This window comes from Kitasatospora sp. NPDC059817, from assembly GCF_042731835.1.
Classification (GTDB): domain Bacteria; phylum Actinomycetota; class Actinomycetes; order Streptomycetales; family Streptomycetaceae; genus Kitasatospora.
Map to the genome: position 1 here is coordinate 1 of NZ_JBHWIR010000075.1, position 16,490 is coordinate 16,490.

14 protein-coding genes are annotated in these 16,490 nt (G+C 69.5%); 10 read left to right on the plus strand and 4 right to left on the minus strand.

The features are described 5' to 3' along the window. Positions 1 to 148: 148 nt before the first annotated feature. The 3 genes from ACFV61_RS18060 (at position 149) to ACFV61_RS18070 (ending at position 4,036) form a co-directional block, all read left to right on the plus strand. Positions 149 to 3,181, plus strand: a complete 3,033-nt coding sequence (locus ACFV61_RS18060; protein ID WP_380492600.1) for a polymorphic toxin-type HINT domain-containing protein — start codon at positions 149 to 151, stop codon at positions 3,179 to 3,181. After that, positions 3,178 to 3,555 carry a DUF4288 domain-containing protein gene (locus ACFV61_RS18065; RefSeq protein ID WP_363378471.1) on the plus strand — a complete coding sequence of 126 codons (378 nt, stop codon included), beginning with the start codon at positions 3,178 to 3,180 and terminating at the stop codon, positions 3,553 to 3,555. Before ACFV61_RS18060 ends, ACFV61_RS18065 begins: the two co-directional genes overlap by 4 nt. Positions 3,556 to 3,817: 262 nt before the next feature. Continuing rightward, positions 3,818 to 4,036 carry a hypothetical protein gene (locus ACFV61_RS18070; protein ID WP_063351839.1) on the plus strand — a complete coding sequence of 73 codons (219 nt, stop codon included), beginning with the start codon at positions 3,818 to 3,820 and terminating at the stop codon, positions 4,034 to 4,036. A 196-nt stretch (positions 4,037 to 4,232) separates the two neighbouring features. Here the strand turns inward: ACFV61_RS18070 and ACFV61_RS18075 are convergent, their stop codons facing one another. From ACFV61_RS18075 to ACFV61_RS18085, 3 genes are all read right to left on the minus strand, one after another. Next, on the minus strand, positions 4,233 to 4,613 hold the full coding sequence (locus tag ACFV61_RS18075; RefSeq protein ID WP_380492602.1) for a nuclear transport factor 2 family protein: 381 nt from the start codon (positions 4,611 to 4,613) through the stop codon (positions 4,233 to 4,235). A gap of 85 nt (positions 4,614 to 4,698) precedes the next feature. Next, positions 4,699 to 5,394 carry a type 1 glutamine amidotransferase domain-containing protein gene (locus tag ACFV61_RS18080; RefSeq protein ID WP_380492604.1) on the minus strand — a complete coding sequence of 232 codons (696 nt, stop codon included), beginning with the start codon at positions 5,392 to 5,394 and terminating at the stop codon, positions 4,699 to 4,701. A gap of 166 nt (positions 5,395 to 5,560) precedes the next feature. Next, the gene (locus ACFV61_RS18085; protein ID WP_380492606.1) at positions 5,561 to 7,330 is read right to left on the minus strand and encodes an MOSC domain-containing protein; all 1,770 of its coding nucleotides are present in this window, start codon (positions 7,328 to 7,330) and stop codon (positions 5,561 to 5,563) included. A gap of 304 nt (positions 7,331 to 7,634) precedes the next feature. On the opposite strand from ACFV61_RS18085, the gene ACFV61_RS18090 reads away from it, so the two are divergent. The 7 genes from ACFV61_RS18090 to ACFV61_RS18120 all read left to right on the plus strand — a co-directional run bounded on the left by ACFV61_RS18090 (position 7,635) and on the right by ACFV61_RS18120 (position 15,414). After that, complete coding sequence (locus tag ACFV61_RS18090) at positions 7,635 to 8,174, plus strand: hypothetical protein (RefSeq protein ID WP_380492608.1); 540 nt, start codon at positions 7,635 to 7,637, stop codon at positions 8,172 to 8,174. Between the two features lie 438 nt (positions 8,175 to 8,612). Further along, on the plus strand, positions 8,613 to 9,968 hold the full coding sequence (locus tag ACFV61_RS18095; protein ID WP_380492610.1) for a phenylacetate--CoA ligase family protein: 1,356 nt from the start codon (positions 8,613 to 8,615) through the stop codon (positions 9,966 to 9,968). A gap of 300 nt (positions 9,969 to 10,268) precedes the next feature. Continuing rightward, positions 10,269 to 11,192 carry an ABC transporter ATP-binding protein gene (locus tag ACFV61_RS18100; protein WP_380492612.1) on the plus strand — a complete coding sequence of 308 codons (924 nt, stop codon included), beginning with the start codon at positions 10,269 to 10,271 and terminating at the stop codon, positions 11,190 to 11,192. Beyond that, positions 11,185 to 11,979 carry an ABC transporter permease gene (locus ACFV61_RS18105; protein WP_380337754.1) on the plus strand — a complete coding sequence of 265 codons (795 nt, stop codon included), beginning with the start codon at positions 11,185 to 11,187 and terminating at the stop codon, positions 11,977 to 11,979. Before ACFV61_RS18100 ends, ACFV61_RS18105 begins: the two co-directional genes overlap by 8 nt. After that, positions 11,972 to 12,760: an ABC transporter permease gene (locus tag ACFV61_RS18110; RefSeq protein ID WP_380379124.1), complete on the plus strand. Its 789-nt coding sequence runs from the start codon at positions 11,972 to 11,974 to the stop codon at positions 12,758 to 12,760. Before ACFV61_RS18105 ends, ACFV61_RS18110 begins: the two co-directional genes overlap by 8 nt. Before the next feature lie 54 nt (positions 12,761 to 12,814). After that, positions 12,815 to 14,776 carry a D-glycero-beta-D-manno-heptose 1-phosphate adenylyltransferase gene (rfaE2, locus tag ACFV61_RS18115; protein WP_380492614.1) on the plus strand — a complete coding sequence of 654 codons (1,962 nt, stop codon included), beginning with the start codon at positions 12,815 to 12,817 and terminating at the stop codon, positions 14,774 to 14,776. Continuing rightward, on the plus strand, positions 14,773 to 15,414 hold the full coding sequence (locus ACFV61_RS18120) for a D-glycero-alpha-D-manno-heptose-1,7-bisphosphate 7-phosphatase (RefSeq protein ID WP_380492616.1): 642 nt from the start codon (positions 14,773 to 14,775) through the stop codon (positions 15,412 to 15,414). Before rfaE2 ends, ACFV61_RS18120 begins: the two co-directional genes overlap by 4 nt. 51 nt (positions 15,415 to 15,465) lie before the next feature. On the opposite strand, the gene ACFV61_RS18125 is transcribed toward ACFV61_RS18120, so the two are convergent. Continuing rightward, on the minus strand, positions 15,466 to 16,368 hold the full coding sequence (locus ACFV61_RS18125; protein WP_380492618.1) for a CAP domain-containing protein: 903 nt from the start codon (positions 16,366 to 16,368) through the stop codon (positions 15,466 to 15,468). Positions 16,369 to 16,490: the final 122 nt, after the last annotated feature.

A 16,490-nucleotide genomic window follows, 5' to 3' on the forward strand; every position in this document is an offset into this window, starting at 1 on the left:
TTTTATAGAGAGCCGGCCACACCCGATATTACCCTTTGTTTGGTGGGGGCAGGGGCCGGTGTTTTATACGCAAGCCACGCGGGGGGGCGGGGCGCCCGGCCGCGCGCCCCCCGCCGCTGGCCGGGCCGCGGAGGCCGCTCAGAGGGCGGTGAAGGCCGCCCGCAGCGCGACCAACTCTGCCCGGACGGCCGCCAGTGCGGCTTCCCAGGCGGCCTACGCAGCCGCAGGCGCGGCGCAGGCCGCGACCGCCGCCCGCAGCGCGGCAGCCGGCGCGGCGTTGGACCGTTCCAATGCGGACCTCGCCGCGCGGGCCGCTACGGCGGCCGAGACCGCGGCGAACGAGGCTGCCACGGCCGCGGGCTCGCTCACCCAGGCCAACGCCGCTGCCGCCGCCAGCCAGCAGGCCGCCGATTCCGCGATCAGCGCGGGCGGCAACGCTGCGGCGGCCGCAGAGTCGGCAGACCAGGCCGGCGGCTTCGCCTCCGCGGCGAGCGCCCAATCGGCGCGGGCCAAGGCCGCCGCCGCCGCGACCCGCCGCCAGGCTCAGGAGGCGACCCGCGCCGCGACCGCCGCCAGGTCGCTGGCCGGTGAGGCCGCGCAGGCAGCTGCCGCCGTCAAGGCCCTCGCAGACTCGGCGGCTACCCACGCCCGCAACGCCGCAGCCGCTGCCCGGGACGCGGCCCAGCACGCGGGAGAGGCTGCGCAGGCCGCCGAGCGGGCCAAGGCCCACGCCGACGCCGCGGTGACGGCCGCCCAGATGGCCAAGAACGCCGTCGACAAGGCCAACCAGGTCCATGACCTCGCCCAGCGCGCCGAGGACGAGGACCGTACGGCCCGCACCGCCACCGCAGTGGAGAAGGCGCGTACCGCCAAGGCCGCCTACGACGACAACCAGACCGCGATCGGCGAGGCCGTCCAGCAACTGCGCCGCGTCAAGGACGACGCCGACCGCCTCGCCACCGCGCTCACCCGGCCCAACCCGGACACCGCGGGCATCGCCACCGACGGGCGCAAGCTCGCCGTCATGTCGATCAAGATCGCTGGCCCATGGGAGAACGCCGCCGCAGAGGTCGCGCTGTCCGGCGATGACACGGCCGTGCTGGACTTCGTGCGCACCGCACGGAGCCAGGCGATTGCCCTCGACGACCGAGCCCGGGTGTCCAGCCTCGCCATCGGCTCCGAACTACCGGCCGTGCGCGCCGCAGCGACCGAGGCCCTCAAGGGCGACGCGAACGCGGTCGGCCTCTTCTTGACCACTGGTCAATACCAGGCTGCCGTCCCGGACTTTCAGGTCAGCGTCGCCAACATCGTCAGCGAGGGCGGCCCCGGCGTCCAGGCAGCCGGACGCGCCGCGCTGAACGGAAACGCCAACGCCCTCCGCGATTTCCTCAACAACGGCCGCTACCAGGCTCAGCTCTCCGACAACCAGGTCAAGGCTGCAGCTCTGCTCCAGTCCGGCGGCAAAGAGGTCAAGGCCGCCGCCCAGGTAGCGCTCGAAGGGCCGCCCGAGGTCCTGCGCGCGTTCATCGCCACCGGACAGTACACCGCCGCGCGCAAGGACGCCCTGGCTGCGACCTACCAGGCTGAGATCCAGCGGATGATCGTCGAGGCATCGGCCGTCACGGCCTATGCCCAGCAGAGCGCCGCCGAAGCCGTCCAGGCCGCCGCCGTCGCCCGGGACGCGGCCGGCGACGCCAAAACCGCCTCAGAACAGGCCAAGGCCGCCGCCGACCAGGCCGCCGGCTACTCGGCCGACGCCCGCACCAAGGCCGCCGCAGCCGCCGCCAGCGCGCAGAAGGCCGCCGAATCAGCCAAGACCGCCACGGCCGCCGAGACCTCGGCCCGGCACTCCGCCGCGTCCGCCGCGTACTCGGCACAGCGAGCCCAGGTCTCGGCCGACATGGCGAACTCCTCCGCACAGGGCGCCTACGCGGCGGCCGCCCAGGCCCAGGCCGACGCCCAGGCGGCCGGGCAGGATGCGGAGACGGCCGCCCAGGCTGCGATCAACGCCTTCCTGACCTACACGGCGAAGGACACCGCGGAGAAGGAAGCGGCCCGGCAGGCTGCCGAGGCCGCCGCCGCCGACGCCGAGATCAAGGCCTACAACGAGCAGGAGCAAAAGGACGACATCGCCGCTTTGGAGGCCGAACTCCGCAAGCAGGCCGATGACGACAGCTCAGGATGGCTGAAGGACCTCGCCTTCGACATCACCCACGGCCTGCTGGACCTCGTCTCGATGGCCCCCGGCGTGGGTACCCCGGCAGCGCTGGCCAACTGCGGCATCTACGCCCTGCAGAAGGACGTCGAGAACGCAATCCTGGCCTGCATCAGCGCCATCCCGCTGGCCGGGGATGCCGCCGAGGTCGCCAAGCTCGCCAAATGGGCCGAGAAGGTACCCGGCGGCAAGAAGGTCATGGACTTCTTGGAGAAGCTCTTCTCCAAGATCCCCGGTACCTGCCTGCTCAGAAGGAACAGTTTCCCGGCCGGCACCCGTGTGCTGATGGCGGACGGAACGACCCGGCCGATCGAACGGGTGAGGGTAGGCGACCAGGTCCTGGCCACCGACCCGGATCTCGGACGCACGGTAGCCCACGCGGTCAAGGCCACCATCTACACCCCGGATGACCGCGACTTCACCGAACTGGCGGTCGTGGATGGCACCGGTCAGGTCACCACCGTGACCGCCACCGACCACCACCCGTTCTGGTCGGAGAACCGCAAGACCTGGACCGACGCCGCACTGCTCGAGACCGGCGACTCGCTGCGCAACGACCGGGGACAACAGGTCCGGATCTCCGGCGTCCGGCACTGGAGTACCGTCCAGGCGGCGTACAACCTGACTGTCGACGAGATCCACACCTACTATGTGCTGGCAGGCAGCACCCCGGTTCTCGTCCACAACGCGGACGGCGAGCCGAGTGCGGACGACAAGAAGTTCGCCAGGCAGGTCAAGCTCCCAGCGGACAACCCGGCCGTCCGGAACCGGACGATGACGGTCGCGGACTACATCGCGAAGTTCCGGCAGGGCCGCGTCCGGAGCGAGATCGGGCAGAAGTACCTGAACATGACGGTGGCAGATGCCCTCAAGCAGGCGATGACAGACAAGGACTCGCAGGCCAGGAAGCTGCTGGTCACTGAGCGGTTCGACAGAAACAGCAACTACAGGGGAAAATGCAATTGAACCCACCCGTCATCGGACCGGTCACCGGCCAATCGGATTCCTGGTTCTCCTGCCGCGTCAGATTCGCTCACCTGGCCACCAGTAGCGAGTCGCTGCTCCTGCGGACGTCCGTCTACCTATTCATCGCGGACAGCTACGAGAGCGCCCACCCGCGCGCCCTGGAGATCGGCCGGCGCGAGGAACAGGTGTACCCCAACGGGGCCGGAGGAATGACCCGGATCGCCATGGTTGAGATCGAGGCGATCGATCAATTGGACGAGATCGAGGACGGCATCGAGGTCGCTTGCCTCTGGTCGGACGAAATCGAGCCCTCCCCGTACACGTGGGACCAGGAGTTCCATCCGGAAAAGTCCAAACCCTGGAACACTCTCTGAAGCTTGTTCTTCGTGGTCCGGCCTCGAATGATGTCTCGAACGGGGTCGTTCGTCCGGGAGTGTGTCGGACGTGGACACGGTCTTCGTCTGATCCTGTGCGCCACGTCCGCGATGTCCACGGGCCCGAGCAACCACCCGATGCAGCGGGAAAATGGAGACCCTAGACCCGAGCGAGGAGCCGACGGCCCCTACCGGCACAGCTTCGGAGGACTCGGAGGAGGAAGGGAGGCTTCTTCCGGTCACGGGCAGCGCCAATGGCGACGTGGTCTCCTGGCTCTGCGACAGCCAGGAACCGGACAGCTGGGATGTCGTCGTTTTCAAGCGCCAGCCCCGTTACGAGGGGGAACGCTGGGTCCGATTCGAGGCGGGCTTCGGCGATTTCCTCCTCGGCACACTCGGTGGCACGCTGCCGAACCCGTTCAGCGACAGAGGCTTCGCCGAGCCCCCGCACGCCTACCGCAACTGGCGGCAGCCGCTGTGACTCGCACGGTATTTACCGAGGCGGACAAGGACATCGCGGAGCGGGAGGCAACGGAGCAACTGGCCACCGTCTGCCCCAACGAGGCGCTGACTGTGGTCGTCGCCGAGGGGGGGGCTGCCCACGTTGCCCGCCACTGCCTCGGCGCGCTCGGCGAGTTCGGATGTGTTCAAAGTCGCGGCCACAGACCAATGGCGGATCACTCCCCGGGTTCGACCCACTGCGACCGCCAGGCCGGCGGGTCGAACGGGTCGGCGAAGTACTGCGTCTCCCTCACCACGCGCCCTGCCGAGAACTCCATGATGCTCACCGTCTGGGTGGGTTTGCCGTCATAGGTGAGCACGAATTCGGTGACCCAGAGGTCGCCGGTTCCGAGGATCCTGCGCACGGTGAAGGTCCGGACCGCGGGATGTTGGGTGCGCAGTGCCTGGATGTTGCTCCTGCCGCGGATGATCTCGCCGGACTGCGGGTACTCGACGATGACGTCGTCGGCGTAGATGTCGTGTTCCGCGTCCGCGTCACCGCTGTTCGATGCGGCCCAGTGCCGATCCAGCAGGGCCCGGGCAACCCTCGCTTCCACCGTCATGGCCCTTTCGCTCGGAACACCACGTGCCCGATGTCCTGCGACGCGGGCGCGTGCCTGGGCCGGATCGCTCCAGGGCTGGTCACTTGAGGATCTCCAGCATCCGGTTCCCGAGGACCGCGGCCGAGGCCGGGTTCTGTCCGGTCACCAGGTTGCGGTCCTCGACCATGTAGGGCTCCCAGACCGGACCGCGGCTGAAGTTGACCCCGACCTTCGCCTTCACGTCGGTCTCCAGCAGCCACGGCACCCTGGAGGCGAGTCCGACGCCGTCCTCCTCCTCGTCGGTGAAGCAGGTGATGTGGTAGCCCTTGAACGGCGACTCACCGTGGATCCTGGTGGCCAGCATCGCGGCGGGACCGTGGCAGACGATGAACAGCGGCTTGCCCGAGGCCAGTTGCCGGGTCAGCAGCCGCCCCACGTCGGCGTCCCACGCCAGGTCCGCCATCGGGCCGTGACCGCCCGGCAGGTAGACCGCGTCGTAGTCCTCCAGGCGCACGTCCGACAGCTGCAGCGGTCGACGCAGCACCTCCGCGGAACGGATGATGGCCTCCAGTTCCAGGGCGCTGTCGTTTCCGCCGACCATCTCGGGGCGCAGGCTCATCATGTCGACGGTCGGCGTCACACCGTTCGGCGTCGCGACGACGACCTCGTGACCGGCGTCCGTGAGGATCTTGTACGGGTTCGCGAACTCCTCGGCCCAGTAGCCGGTCGCGTGCCGCGTGCCGTCCTTCAACACCCAGTAGGTGGCTCCGCTGACGATGAAAAGCACTTTTGCCATGGCAGAAATCCCCTCTCGGACGCATGCCAGGAGCGGGTTCGGCGGGATGCCCCACGCAACCACGCTAGGCAGCTGCGCCGACCGCGCGCAACCCGGTGCTCCGTCGGCGCTCTGGCACACGTATCGCGCCGCCGACGGTGGCGCCCCCGGCCACGGACGTGTCTGGTCACATGTCCAGGACCACGTCGGCCGGGGGCATCGAGCAGCAGATGAGCGCGCTTCCCGTGGCGGGGGGCTCCAGGGGCTGCGGGGCGTACTCGACGTGGCCGGAGAGGAGCGCGGTCTCGCAGGTGTGGCAGATTCCGGTGCGGCAGGACCAGCGCACGGGCACGTCGCACGCCTCGGCGAGTTCGAGCAGCGTCCCGTAGTCGGGGTGCCAGGGGACGACCAGCCCGCTGCGCGCGAAGGCTACGGACGGTCCCGGGCGGCCGGCGGGAGGAGCGGCCGGCTGGTGCGGTGCCCGGGCGGGTCCGGTCACCACGCCGGGGGTGAGACCGGAGGTGGCCCCGAAGACCTCGGTGTGGATCCGGGAGGACAGCAGGCCGCAGGCCTGAAGGGCTCCGGTCATGTCCCGCATGAACGCGCTCGGCCCGCAGATGTAGGCGTCGGCGTCCGGGGGCGGCTCCAGGCCGCGGATCCGCTCGGGACTGAACCGCCCACTGACCGCGTAGTCGACGCCCGGGCGGTCGGCGCCGGACGGGCGGCTGTAGGAGACGAACGACCGGCCTGCGGGCAGCTGGGAGAGCAGTGCGCGCACTTCGCCGGCGAACGGGTGGTTCTCGCCGTCCCGGGCCGCGTGCAGCCACCACACCGCGCGCTGCGAGTGTTCTGCGGCCAGGGCGTGCAGCATGGCCAGGACCGGGGTGGCGCCGACACCGGCGGACAGCAGCAGGACCGGAGTGTCCGCGTCCGCGAGCAGGAACGTGCCGCGCGGAGCGGCGACATCGAGGACCTCACCCACCGTCACGTGCTGACGCAGGTAGGTGCTGGCGACGCCGTTTGGCTCCTGCTTGACACTGATGCGGTACGTCTCGGCGCCCGGTCGGCCGGAGAGCGAGTAGTTGCGGATGACCGGGGAGGCCTCCGGGTCCGGCCGCAGGCGGACCGTGAGGAACTGCCCCGGCAGAGCGGCGGGAAGCGGCTCGCCGTCGACCGCCGCCAGAGTGAGCGAGAAGATGTCCGAGCTCTCCGGCTCGATGCGGGAGACTTCGAGCCGACGGAACCCGGGCCAGGCCGGCGGCGGGCTGCTGGTGGTCAGCCCGCGGTTTCCGCCTGCGGCACCGGAGCCGCGGTCCGCATCGTCGAGCAGGGCCCGCAGCGACGTCTTCCAGCCGGGGCTCAACGCGCTGATGCGCAGGGCCCGTTCGAGCTGTGGCCGGGCGTGGCCGGGCAGGTAGAGCAGCGCGTCGATCTCCGCGACGGTCATCTCCTCGGGGCCCGAGGCGATCTTCACGATCTCGTCGCCCGCCCGCACCGGCCCTTCGGTCAGCACCCGCATGTAGAAGCCCGGGCGGCGATGGGACACCAGCAGGGCGGCCATCTGCGGCTCGCCGAGCCGCAGCCCCACGCGGTAGCACGTCACACGGGGTTGGGTGACCTCGAAGACCGCACCGCCGATCCCGTAGCGGTCACCGATGCACACCTCGTCGTCGGCGAGTCCGTCCACGGTGAGGTTCTCGCCGAACTGGCCGTACGTGAAGTCGTCCCGCTTCAGGTGCTCCTGCCAATGGCGGTAGGAACTCAACTGGTAGACCAGCACGGCGCGTTGCTCGCCGCCGTGCCCGGCGAGGTCGCCCTGCCCGTCGCCGTCCAGGTTGAGTCGGCGCGCCATCACGGGCCCGGCGACGGGGTACTTCCAGATGCCGGTGCGGGTGGTCCTGCCCTGCCAGGGGACGTCCTTGGGCATGCCGACGTTCACGGCGATCAGAACGGCCATGACCTGTGCTCCTCCCGCACTCGACAGGCCGGTGCCTGCCTCCAGGGTCGTACGGCCGGCCGTCGGCCGCACCCGAAGAGCTCCGCGCGGCGCCGGGGCGCGACGCCGAGTAGAGTGAAAACCGGTGGGCGCCGTCGCCGGACGCGTACCGCAGGCGCGGGTACGCCGCCGCCGTCGAGGCGATCATGAACCTCGACGATCATGCACCTCGAACAGGCCTCGTTCGTCACCGGCGAGATCCTGTGCGTCGACGGCGGCCAGAGCGCCGGCTTCTGGAAGAACCGGGATCGGGAGCGATCGACCTATGCGCACGCGCAAGCAGCTGACCCCGCTCGGCGCTGTCGGTGCGGGCCTGGCGGCGGGAGCGGTCGGCACCGTCTGCATGGACGCCGTGAGGTTCCTGCGCCAGCGCCGGGCCGGCGGCGAACACAACGCCCTGCACTGGGAGTTCGCCCCGGTCCGCACCTGGCAGGAGGCGCCGGACCCCGGGCAGGTCGGGAAGCGCCTGGTCGAGGCCTTCACCCGGCGCGAGCTGCCGGACAGCGCGGCGTTCCCCGTCAGCACGTTGATGCACTGGTCTTACGGAGTGGGCAACGCGGCCTTCTACGGCGCCGTCAGCGCCTCGCTGCGCAAACCCCACGTCCTGTACGGGCTCCCGTACGGTGCGCTCGTGTGGCTCAGCGGATACGTGGTGCTTCCGATCGCGGGACTCTACAAACCCATCTGGACATACGACGCCAAGACGCTGGGTGATGATCTGACCGCCCACCTCGCCTACGGCCTCGGTACGAGCAGCGCTTTCTGGCTGCTGAGCAGGGTTCCCGTGTTCTCACGACGGCTGTAGTTCGCGATCCGGCTGGTGCTGGCGCACTCCGCCACACTGCGGAGCCGGCCGCTCCGTGCCGCTGGTGCTACCCGTTGAACCGGGTCCGTCCCGCCATGAGCGGTTCGGGTGAGCCGGAACCGGCCCTTCGGCCGTAGTCCAGGGTGGCGGCACAAGCCGCTCGAAGAACCTCGTGCGATCAGCCTGGAAGCCCGAATGAGATGACTCGACATGACACTGCCCGCAGGCCTCTGGCGACGCCCAGCCGGAAAGTGCCCGGCGGCGATGAGACTGGTGGGGCAGCCGAGGCATGGAGTGACGCCACGCTGGTTGGGCGTAGGGGGTCCCGGGCAGCGATCGCTGAATGTCCCCGAGGAGTAGCGGGAGACGACTCTTCGGACTCTTCCGGTGGACATGAAATGGTGGAGTGGGACTGTGCGGCGGCAATTCGATCCGTTGGTGGGAACAGGGAACGAGCGGCACTGGCACTCGCAGATGGTTCATGAGGGACTGCTCTTTCCGCGGATCTACGGGGAGCGCACGCTGTACTCCGAACTCGCGCAGCGGCCCGGACGGATCGGGGAGATGCAGCGCGAGCGGCTGACAGCGGTGCTCCGGCACGCCGTCGATGCGGTCCCGGCGTACCGGCGGACCGGGATCACGGTCGACGGCGGGGCGGATCCGTGGCGGGTACTGTCCGCCTTCCCGTTGGTGGGCAAGCGTCAGCTTGCCGAGGGCATGATCGACCACTGCGACGACGACATCGACCCGGCGGTGTGCAGGGTCCTGGAAACGTCGGGGACCAGTGGTGTGCCGTTGCGGATGATCCGCCATGACGACGCGTTCGTCCACGAGTGGGCCACCGCGCTCGTCCGGAACGAGCGAGCGGGGCTGGCGTTCGACCGAAAGGTGCTGATGCCGTGTCTCGCGCGACTCGACCACTGGTTCGAGTACACCTCTCCCGGGATGGGGTTCTCGCGCGTTGCGCAGTTCGGCACGGCCGGACGCACGGCACCCGACCGTGCCGGGTTCGCCGACCGGGCGAGGGGCTTCCGCCCCGACGTGCTGACGGGGTCTCCGCGTAACCTCATGGACTTCATGGGGCTGCTGGGGCAGCACGGCGGCCGCCTGCCGTCGGTGCGGTCCGTCGTGTCGTGCGGGGAGCTTCTCGTCCCCGCCGCTCGGGAGGCACTCGCGGACTTCTTCGGGCTGACGGTGACCGACATGTACGCGATGAAGGAAGTCGGCACCATCGCGGTGCAGTGTGCGCTGGGCTCCTACCACATCGAGTCGGAGCGGCTGTGGCTGGAGGTCGTCGACGACGATGGTGTGCCGGTGCCGGAGGGCAGTGTCGGGGAGGTCGTGATCACCGATCTGACCAATCTGGCGATGCCCCTCATCCGCTACCGGACGGGGGACTTCGGCTCGCTGGCAGGGGCGCCGTGCGCGTGTGGCCTCCCGCACAAGGTGATGGACTTGGTGGAGGGGCGGAACCCGGGGGAGCTTCGCCGGCCGGACGGGACGGCGGTCCCCGTGCTCTGGGCCGTCCGGGCTGTCCGCCGCCACCCGGTCCGCCGCTACCAAGTCGTGCAGGAGGCCGACTTCTCCGTGTCCGTGCTGGTCTCGCCCGCTCCTGCGTTCACCGCTGCGGACGCGACGGAGCTGACCCGCAGTCTCGCGGACGTCCTCGGCACGGACGTCCGGTGCCGGGTGCGGGAAGTCGACGACGGCGACTTCCACAGCACCGGCCGGCGCAAGGACGTCGACTTCGTGAGCTTCCTCCCCGACGTCGCCGACAGCCCGGGCAGGCTCTGAGCCTGGGCAACGAAGGCGGCAGCAGTGACAGGGGAGGCCCGTTGTCCGATTCCGAGAGGAGGTGACCAACATGACCAAGGAGGAGCGCATCGCGCAGATCCAGCAGTTCTTTCGTGCCGACGGCGTGATCTAGCCGGTCGCCCGGCGACCCGCACGGGGAAGCCGGATTCCACCCCCGGGCCGGTACCGCGCCGGCCCGGGGATCGTGGACGGGCGCATGTGATGAATCCGAGATACCACGAGGTGACGTGTAATGGGGTTGTCGTGAGGCCGTGTCAGCCGGACGGGGAAGTCCTGCGAGTGGAGAACCTTCGCAGGGCATTTCCCGGAACCCCGCCTGTCGAGGCGCTGCGTGGCGTCAGTTTCACGGTGCGTGCCGGGGAGATCGTCGGACTGCTCGGAGACAACGGTGCGGGCAAGACCACGCTCTTGAAGATCCTCTCGACGCTGCTCCTCCCGTCAGCGGGCGGGGCCGCGGTCTGCGGTGCCGACCTGGCCGGGCAGGCACGCCGGGCACGCCGTCACATCGGTGTCGTCTTCGGCGGAGACCGGGGGTTGTACCCCCGGCTCTCGGCCTTGGACAACATCATGTTCTTCGGCGGCCTGTCCGGCCCGTACCGCCACCTGCGCGACCGCTCGCTGGCGGCCCTGGAGGAGGTCGGGCTCGCCGAACGGGCCGAGAGCCGGGTCGAGACGTTCTCCAAAGGCATGCGGCAACGCCTCCACCTGGCTGTGGGAATGCTGAACCAGCCGTGCCTGCTCATGCTGGACGAGCCGACGATCGGCCTGGACCTCCTGGAGGGGGAGCGAGTCCGCGAGGCCGTCGCGCGGCTCGCCGGCACGGGCACGGCGGTGCTCCTCACCAGTCACTACCCGACCGACATCGACCGCCTGGCGGGCCGAGTCGTGCTGCTCGAATCCGGCTCGGTCTCCCACGACCTGCCCGTCAACGAGTTCCGGCGGCAGGCGGGTTTCACTGCGGAGGTGAGCTTGTCCGGCCCAGGCGTCGCGCCGCGTGACGCTGCCGAACTCCTGGCCAACGCGTCCGTGCGGATCCAGCAGGACGAGGACGGCTGGAGACTTGCCTTCCAGGTCGGAGCCTGGGACGCGGACGTGCTCGCCCGACTGGCCGAGGTCGTACGACGGCATCCGGTGACGGACATCGATGTCGCCTCGCCCGGTGTCGAGGCCGTGATACGACGACTGGCCGTGAATCGTGGGTGACGCCCTGCGTGCCGCGCGGACGGAAGCGTGGGCGGTGTGGCGCGCGGCCGTGCTTCAGATCAGGGAGACCGGCCGGGTCAGAACGGCGATGGTCGTCTCGGTGATCCAGCCGGTGGTCCTCCTGGCCGTAGTCTCCCGGGGAACCGCGAGTACCGACTCCGGACAGGCGACCGAGGTCGTGTTCGGTTGCGTGATGATCGGCCTGTGGTCGTCCACCCTGTGGGGCGCGGGAACGCTACTGCGCCGTGAGGCGGCCCAGGGAACCCTCGCGGCACTGCTGGTTCGCCCTGTTTCCCTGCTGTCCGTCCTTCTCGGCAAGACGCTCGGGGTTGCTGCGGCGGGACTGGTGCGCACGCTGGCCGCGGTGGTTGTCGCCGTGCCCGTCCTCGGGCTGCACCCACAGCTTCCCCGGCCGTCGGCGGCCGTACTCGTCACTGTCGCGGCCGTCGCCTCCGCAGCAGCCATGGGGCTCCTCCTGAGCTGCGTCGTCCTTCTGTCCCGAGCGGGGCTGCGCATCATCGAGGCCCTCGGCTACCCGGTCTTCGTTCTCGGCGGCATCGTCATCCCGCCGGATCTCCTCGCTCCGGTGCTGCGCTGGCCGGCCCAGGCCGTCAGCCTGCACCATCTGGCCGAGCTGGTGCACGATGCCGCCCACGGCCGGGCGCCTGCCTCCGTTCACCTGGCGGGCGTGCTGATCCTGACCGTGCTCTACCTCGCCTGTGGGGTGTACGCGTTCAATGCTGTGCTGCGGCGCGGCCGAGTCAAGGGGACCCTTGAGCTTGCCTGAATCCGTCCGAAGTGCGCTCACCGTCGGCCTGCGGATCTGCCGTCTCTCGGGGAAGGACTACCGGGTCGCCTCAGCCGGCTTGGCGGCGTCGTCCAGCGTGGCGATTCGGACGGTCTTCCAGGTCGCCTTCTTCACCCTCCTCGGGCAACTCGCTGGCGGAGCCACCGGACGTGCGTACGCGTTCGTCGGAGCCGTCGTCTTCGCTCCGGTCGCAGCGGTCACCAGCCACGTGTCCACTGTGGTGACCGCCGAAGTCCCCCAAGGGACCATGTACCGGCTGCGCCTCGGGAACGTCCCCCTGCTCGCCGTCATGCTCCTGCGGTCGTGGGTGTACGTCGCCGAAGGGCTCGCCATGTCACTCGTGGCCCTGGTTGTCCTTGGGCCCACCATGCTCGGCTGGCGCGCGACGGCCGACGTCGCGGCTGCGTATCCCCTCGTTCTCCTCACCACGATGGGCTGTCTCTGCACAGGAATGCTCTGCTGCGCGCTCGTTCTCCTCGGCCTGGACGAGGGAATGGCCGTCAATTTCGTCGGCTACCTCATACTGCTCTGCGGCGGCGTGGTCGTTCCTGTTGATCCGGACGGAATCCTTCACCTGATCGGCCAGGCGCTACCCCTGGGCGCCGGCCTGAACGCGGTGCGGATCGGTACGACGGGTCAGGTATGGGGGGCGGTGGCACACGAGGTGGCCGTAGCAGCGTCGTGGCTTCTCCTGACCGGCGTCCTCCTCCGGTATCAGGCCCGACGTGTCCGTCATGGCTCCGCACCCGAGTCGGTGTGACCGCGCACCCACCGGCTGCATCCTCCCCCTCAACTCCCCTTCCGGAGGCACTTCATGGCTCCATCGGGCCAAGAACACATCCGCGCCCTCGTCCAGGCGCTGCACCACCTCGACACCGATGTCCTGGACCGCTGGGGTCGGATCCTCGCCCCCGCCCTGGCTGCCGGGAGGCGACTGCTGGTCGCGGGCAACGGCGGGTCAGCAGCCGAGGCCCAGCACCTGACGGCCGAACTGGTCGGCCGGTTCCGCGCCGAGCGCGCCCCGCTCTCCGCGATTGCGCTGCACGCCGACTCCTCATCGGTCACCGCCATAGCCAACGACTACGGGCCCGAGGAGGTCTTCGCCCGGCAGGTCCGTGCACACGGGCGCCCTGGCGACGTCCTGCTCCTCCTCTCCACCTCCGGTACCAGTCCCAACGTGCTCGCCGCCGCCCGCGCCGGCCGGGAAGCAGGCCTCACCGTATGGGCCTTGACCGGCCCCGGCCCGAACCCCCTCTCCGACGTGAGCGACGAGGCGGTGTCCGTGGACGCCGCCCAAGCCGCCACCGTCCAGGAATGCCACCTGGTCGCCGTACACCTGCTGTGTGCCGGCATCGACACCCACCTCACCGGACCCGCTCCCTCCGCCGACACACAACCGGACGGCCCGCGTCGACTGGTGGTGGTCGGCGACGTCCTGCTGGACCGCGACATCACCGGGACCGCAGACCGCCTCTCCCCGGAAGCCCCCGTCCCCGTCGTCTCCGGCACCCAGACCGACAACCGGCCGGGCGGCGCCGGGCTGGCAGCCGTCCTCGCCGCCCGGACCCCCGGCTGGCGCGTCACCCTCGTCTGCGGTACCGGACACGACGAATCCGGGGCGCAGGTACGCGCCCTGCTGGGCGAAGCCGGGATCGAGGTCATTGATCTGGCAACCGGCGGGACCACCCCGATCAAGACCCGCATCCGCACCGCCGACCGCACTGTGCTCCGGCTCGACACGGACACCTGCCCACTTCCACTCGGACCGTTGCCAGAACTGGCGCATGCCCGGCTGGCCACCGCCGAGGGAGTCCTGGTGTGCGACTACGGGCGCGGCATCACCTCCCACCCGGAACTCCGCCAAGCCCTCACCTCTGCCGCAGCCGGCCGTTCACTGGTGTGGGACCCGCACCCCAGAGGCACAGCGCCGGTTCCCGGCACCGCCCTGGCCGTCCCGAACGCCGAGGAGGCATTCGCCTTCAGCGGACACACCGGACCTCGCGACCTGGCGGGCGACACGGCCCGCGCCGTCCGACTGCTGGCCATCTGGCCCGTGAAGCAGCTGGCGATCACACGCGGCCGCAACGGCGCGGTCCTGGTCACGAATCCCGACGGCCACCCCCTGGCAGTCCCGGCCAGATACGCGGCCGGCGACACCTGCGGAGCCGGCGACCAACTGGCGGTCACCGCAGCTATGACGCTCGCCGCCGAACGGCTGCCCTCCCATGCCGTGGCCGCAGCTGTCGAAGCTGCCACCAGCTACATCGAAGCAGGAGGCCCTGCCTCCCTGGCCGTCGTGCCCGCCCCCTGGTGCACGGGCCCGCTGGAGCGCGCCGCCCGGGTACGCGCGCAGGGCGGCAAGGTCGTCGGGGCGGGCGGCTGTTTCGACCTGCTGCACGCCGGCCACCTCTCCCTGCTCGACCAGGCCCGGCGCCTGGGCGACGTTCTGGTCGTGTGCATCAACAGCGACGCCTCCGTTCGCCGCCTCAAAGGCGAGAGCCGGCCGGTCGTGGGCGAACGCGAACGCGCCATGCTGCTGACAGCCCTGAACTGTGTGGACGGCGTGATCGTCTTCGACGAGGACACCCCCGCAAGGGTGCTGGCCGAGCTCCGCCCGGACATCTGGGTCAAAGGCGGCGACTACGCAGGCCAACGGCTCGCCGAAGCCGACCTCGTCGAAAGCTGGGGAGGAGAAGTCGTCACCGTGCCGTTCCTCGACGGCCACTCCACCACCGGCCGGATTCACCACGTCGCCCAGCGGGCGGGCGTCAGATGATCCTCGGCGGCAGCATCCCGGTCACCGGCACGGTGGTATCCGTCGGCCAGCACACAGTGACGGCCGTGCGACAGAATGACCCGAGGCACAGGCCGCATCCGGAACGGCGCCGGAAGGCCGTGTTCCTCGACCGCGACGGCACCCTGACCGAACCCCGCCACTACCCCTCCCACCCCGCCGAGCTGGTCCTCCAACCAGGCATCGAGGCACCACTGCTGGCCCTCCGACAAGCGGGCTACGCCCTCGTCGTCGTCACCAACCAGAGCGGTGTGGCCCGCGGGTTCTTCACTGCGGAGACCATGAGCGCCATGCACGACCGGTTGACCCTGCTCCTCGCCCACCACGGCGTTCATCTCGATGCCATCTACGCCTGCCCTCACCACCCGGAAGGCACCCTTCCCGCGTACCGAAGCGCCTGTCAGTGCCGGAAACCGGCTCCGGGAATGCTCCACCAAGCCGCCCACGACCTCGGACTCGATCTCACCCGATCCTGGATGGTCGGAGACTCACCAAGCGACGTCGCCGCCGGTCAGCGAGCCGGAACCCGCACCGCCCTCGTCGGCCGCCAAGCACTCAACTGCCCACGCCCGGACCTCCAGTCCTCGACCACTTACGACGTGCTCCGCCAACTGATCTGACGGCCGAGGGCTGCTCGGAGCCTTGTGCCTCAATTCACCAAGACGCTGCCCTTAGTCGATGAAGTCTTGTGTGAAATAGAAGTAAGTAGCTGGACTCCCGTCGGGAGATGTGCCGGGCCCATAGGATGTTCCCAGGCCGGCCCGTGTGTGATTTCGGTCGAGGAGGTTGGCTCTGTGTGCTGGTTCATTCATCCACCAGTTGAACGCATCCTGGGGCGTGGGCGGAGGAGCGTTTCCTGAGGACCATCCGAAGTAGACGTTCTCGCTGCCGGAAATTCCGACGGCTCTCATGATCCGCTCTGGTGGTGTACTGCCGTCCGATCCCATGTGGCCGGGCCATCCGTTCCATATCTGGTCCTTCAGGCCGGGGTGGTCGGCGAGGTCCTGACTGTGGGCGCGTGTCGCGCCGACGAGCGCTGCGTCTATTGATACGTCCGGGCACCCGTTCTGCTGACGGGCGCTGTTGACGAGGTCGAAGGTGACCAACTCCTGCCAATCCATGTAGACCTGGGGTTCATCTGGCCAATGGTCGATGACGAATGTCAAGCCGCTCGCCTGATGTCCGCCGCCCGCAGCGCATAGACCTTTCTCCGGAAAACCGTCGAAGAACATGGCGTAGCAATTGGCGCAGTAGCGCCAGTTCGTTTGCTGGGTCGGGGCGTCTCCTGAACCGTCATGCCGGACGGTGCACATGTAGCCGCTCGCCTGGTGACCGCCACCCGCAGCGCATGTGCCCTTTTCTGGAAAACCGTCGAAGAATAAGGCGCAGCAATTGCCGCACCGGCGCCAGTTCGTCTGCTGGGTGGGGGTCTCCGTCGCGTCGGAGGGGAAGCTGTATGCGAAGCCGAAGGCTTTGTGTCCTTGGCCGGCAGGGCATGCGCCTTTCTCCGGAAGAATGTCGAAGAACAGGGTCTGGCATTTGTAGCAGGAGCGCCAGTCGACCAGATTGGTCATGGGATCCTCCAGGACTTGACGCAAGACCTGTTGGTTCTTGCGGGCCCCCTCGGAGTTGAAGCGGGGCGGGGTGCCGGACGGTGCCGCCCCTCCCAGGATGGCGCGCAGGAAGCACCTGCGCA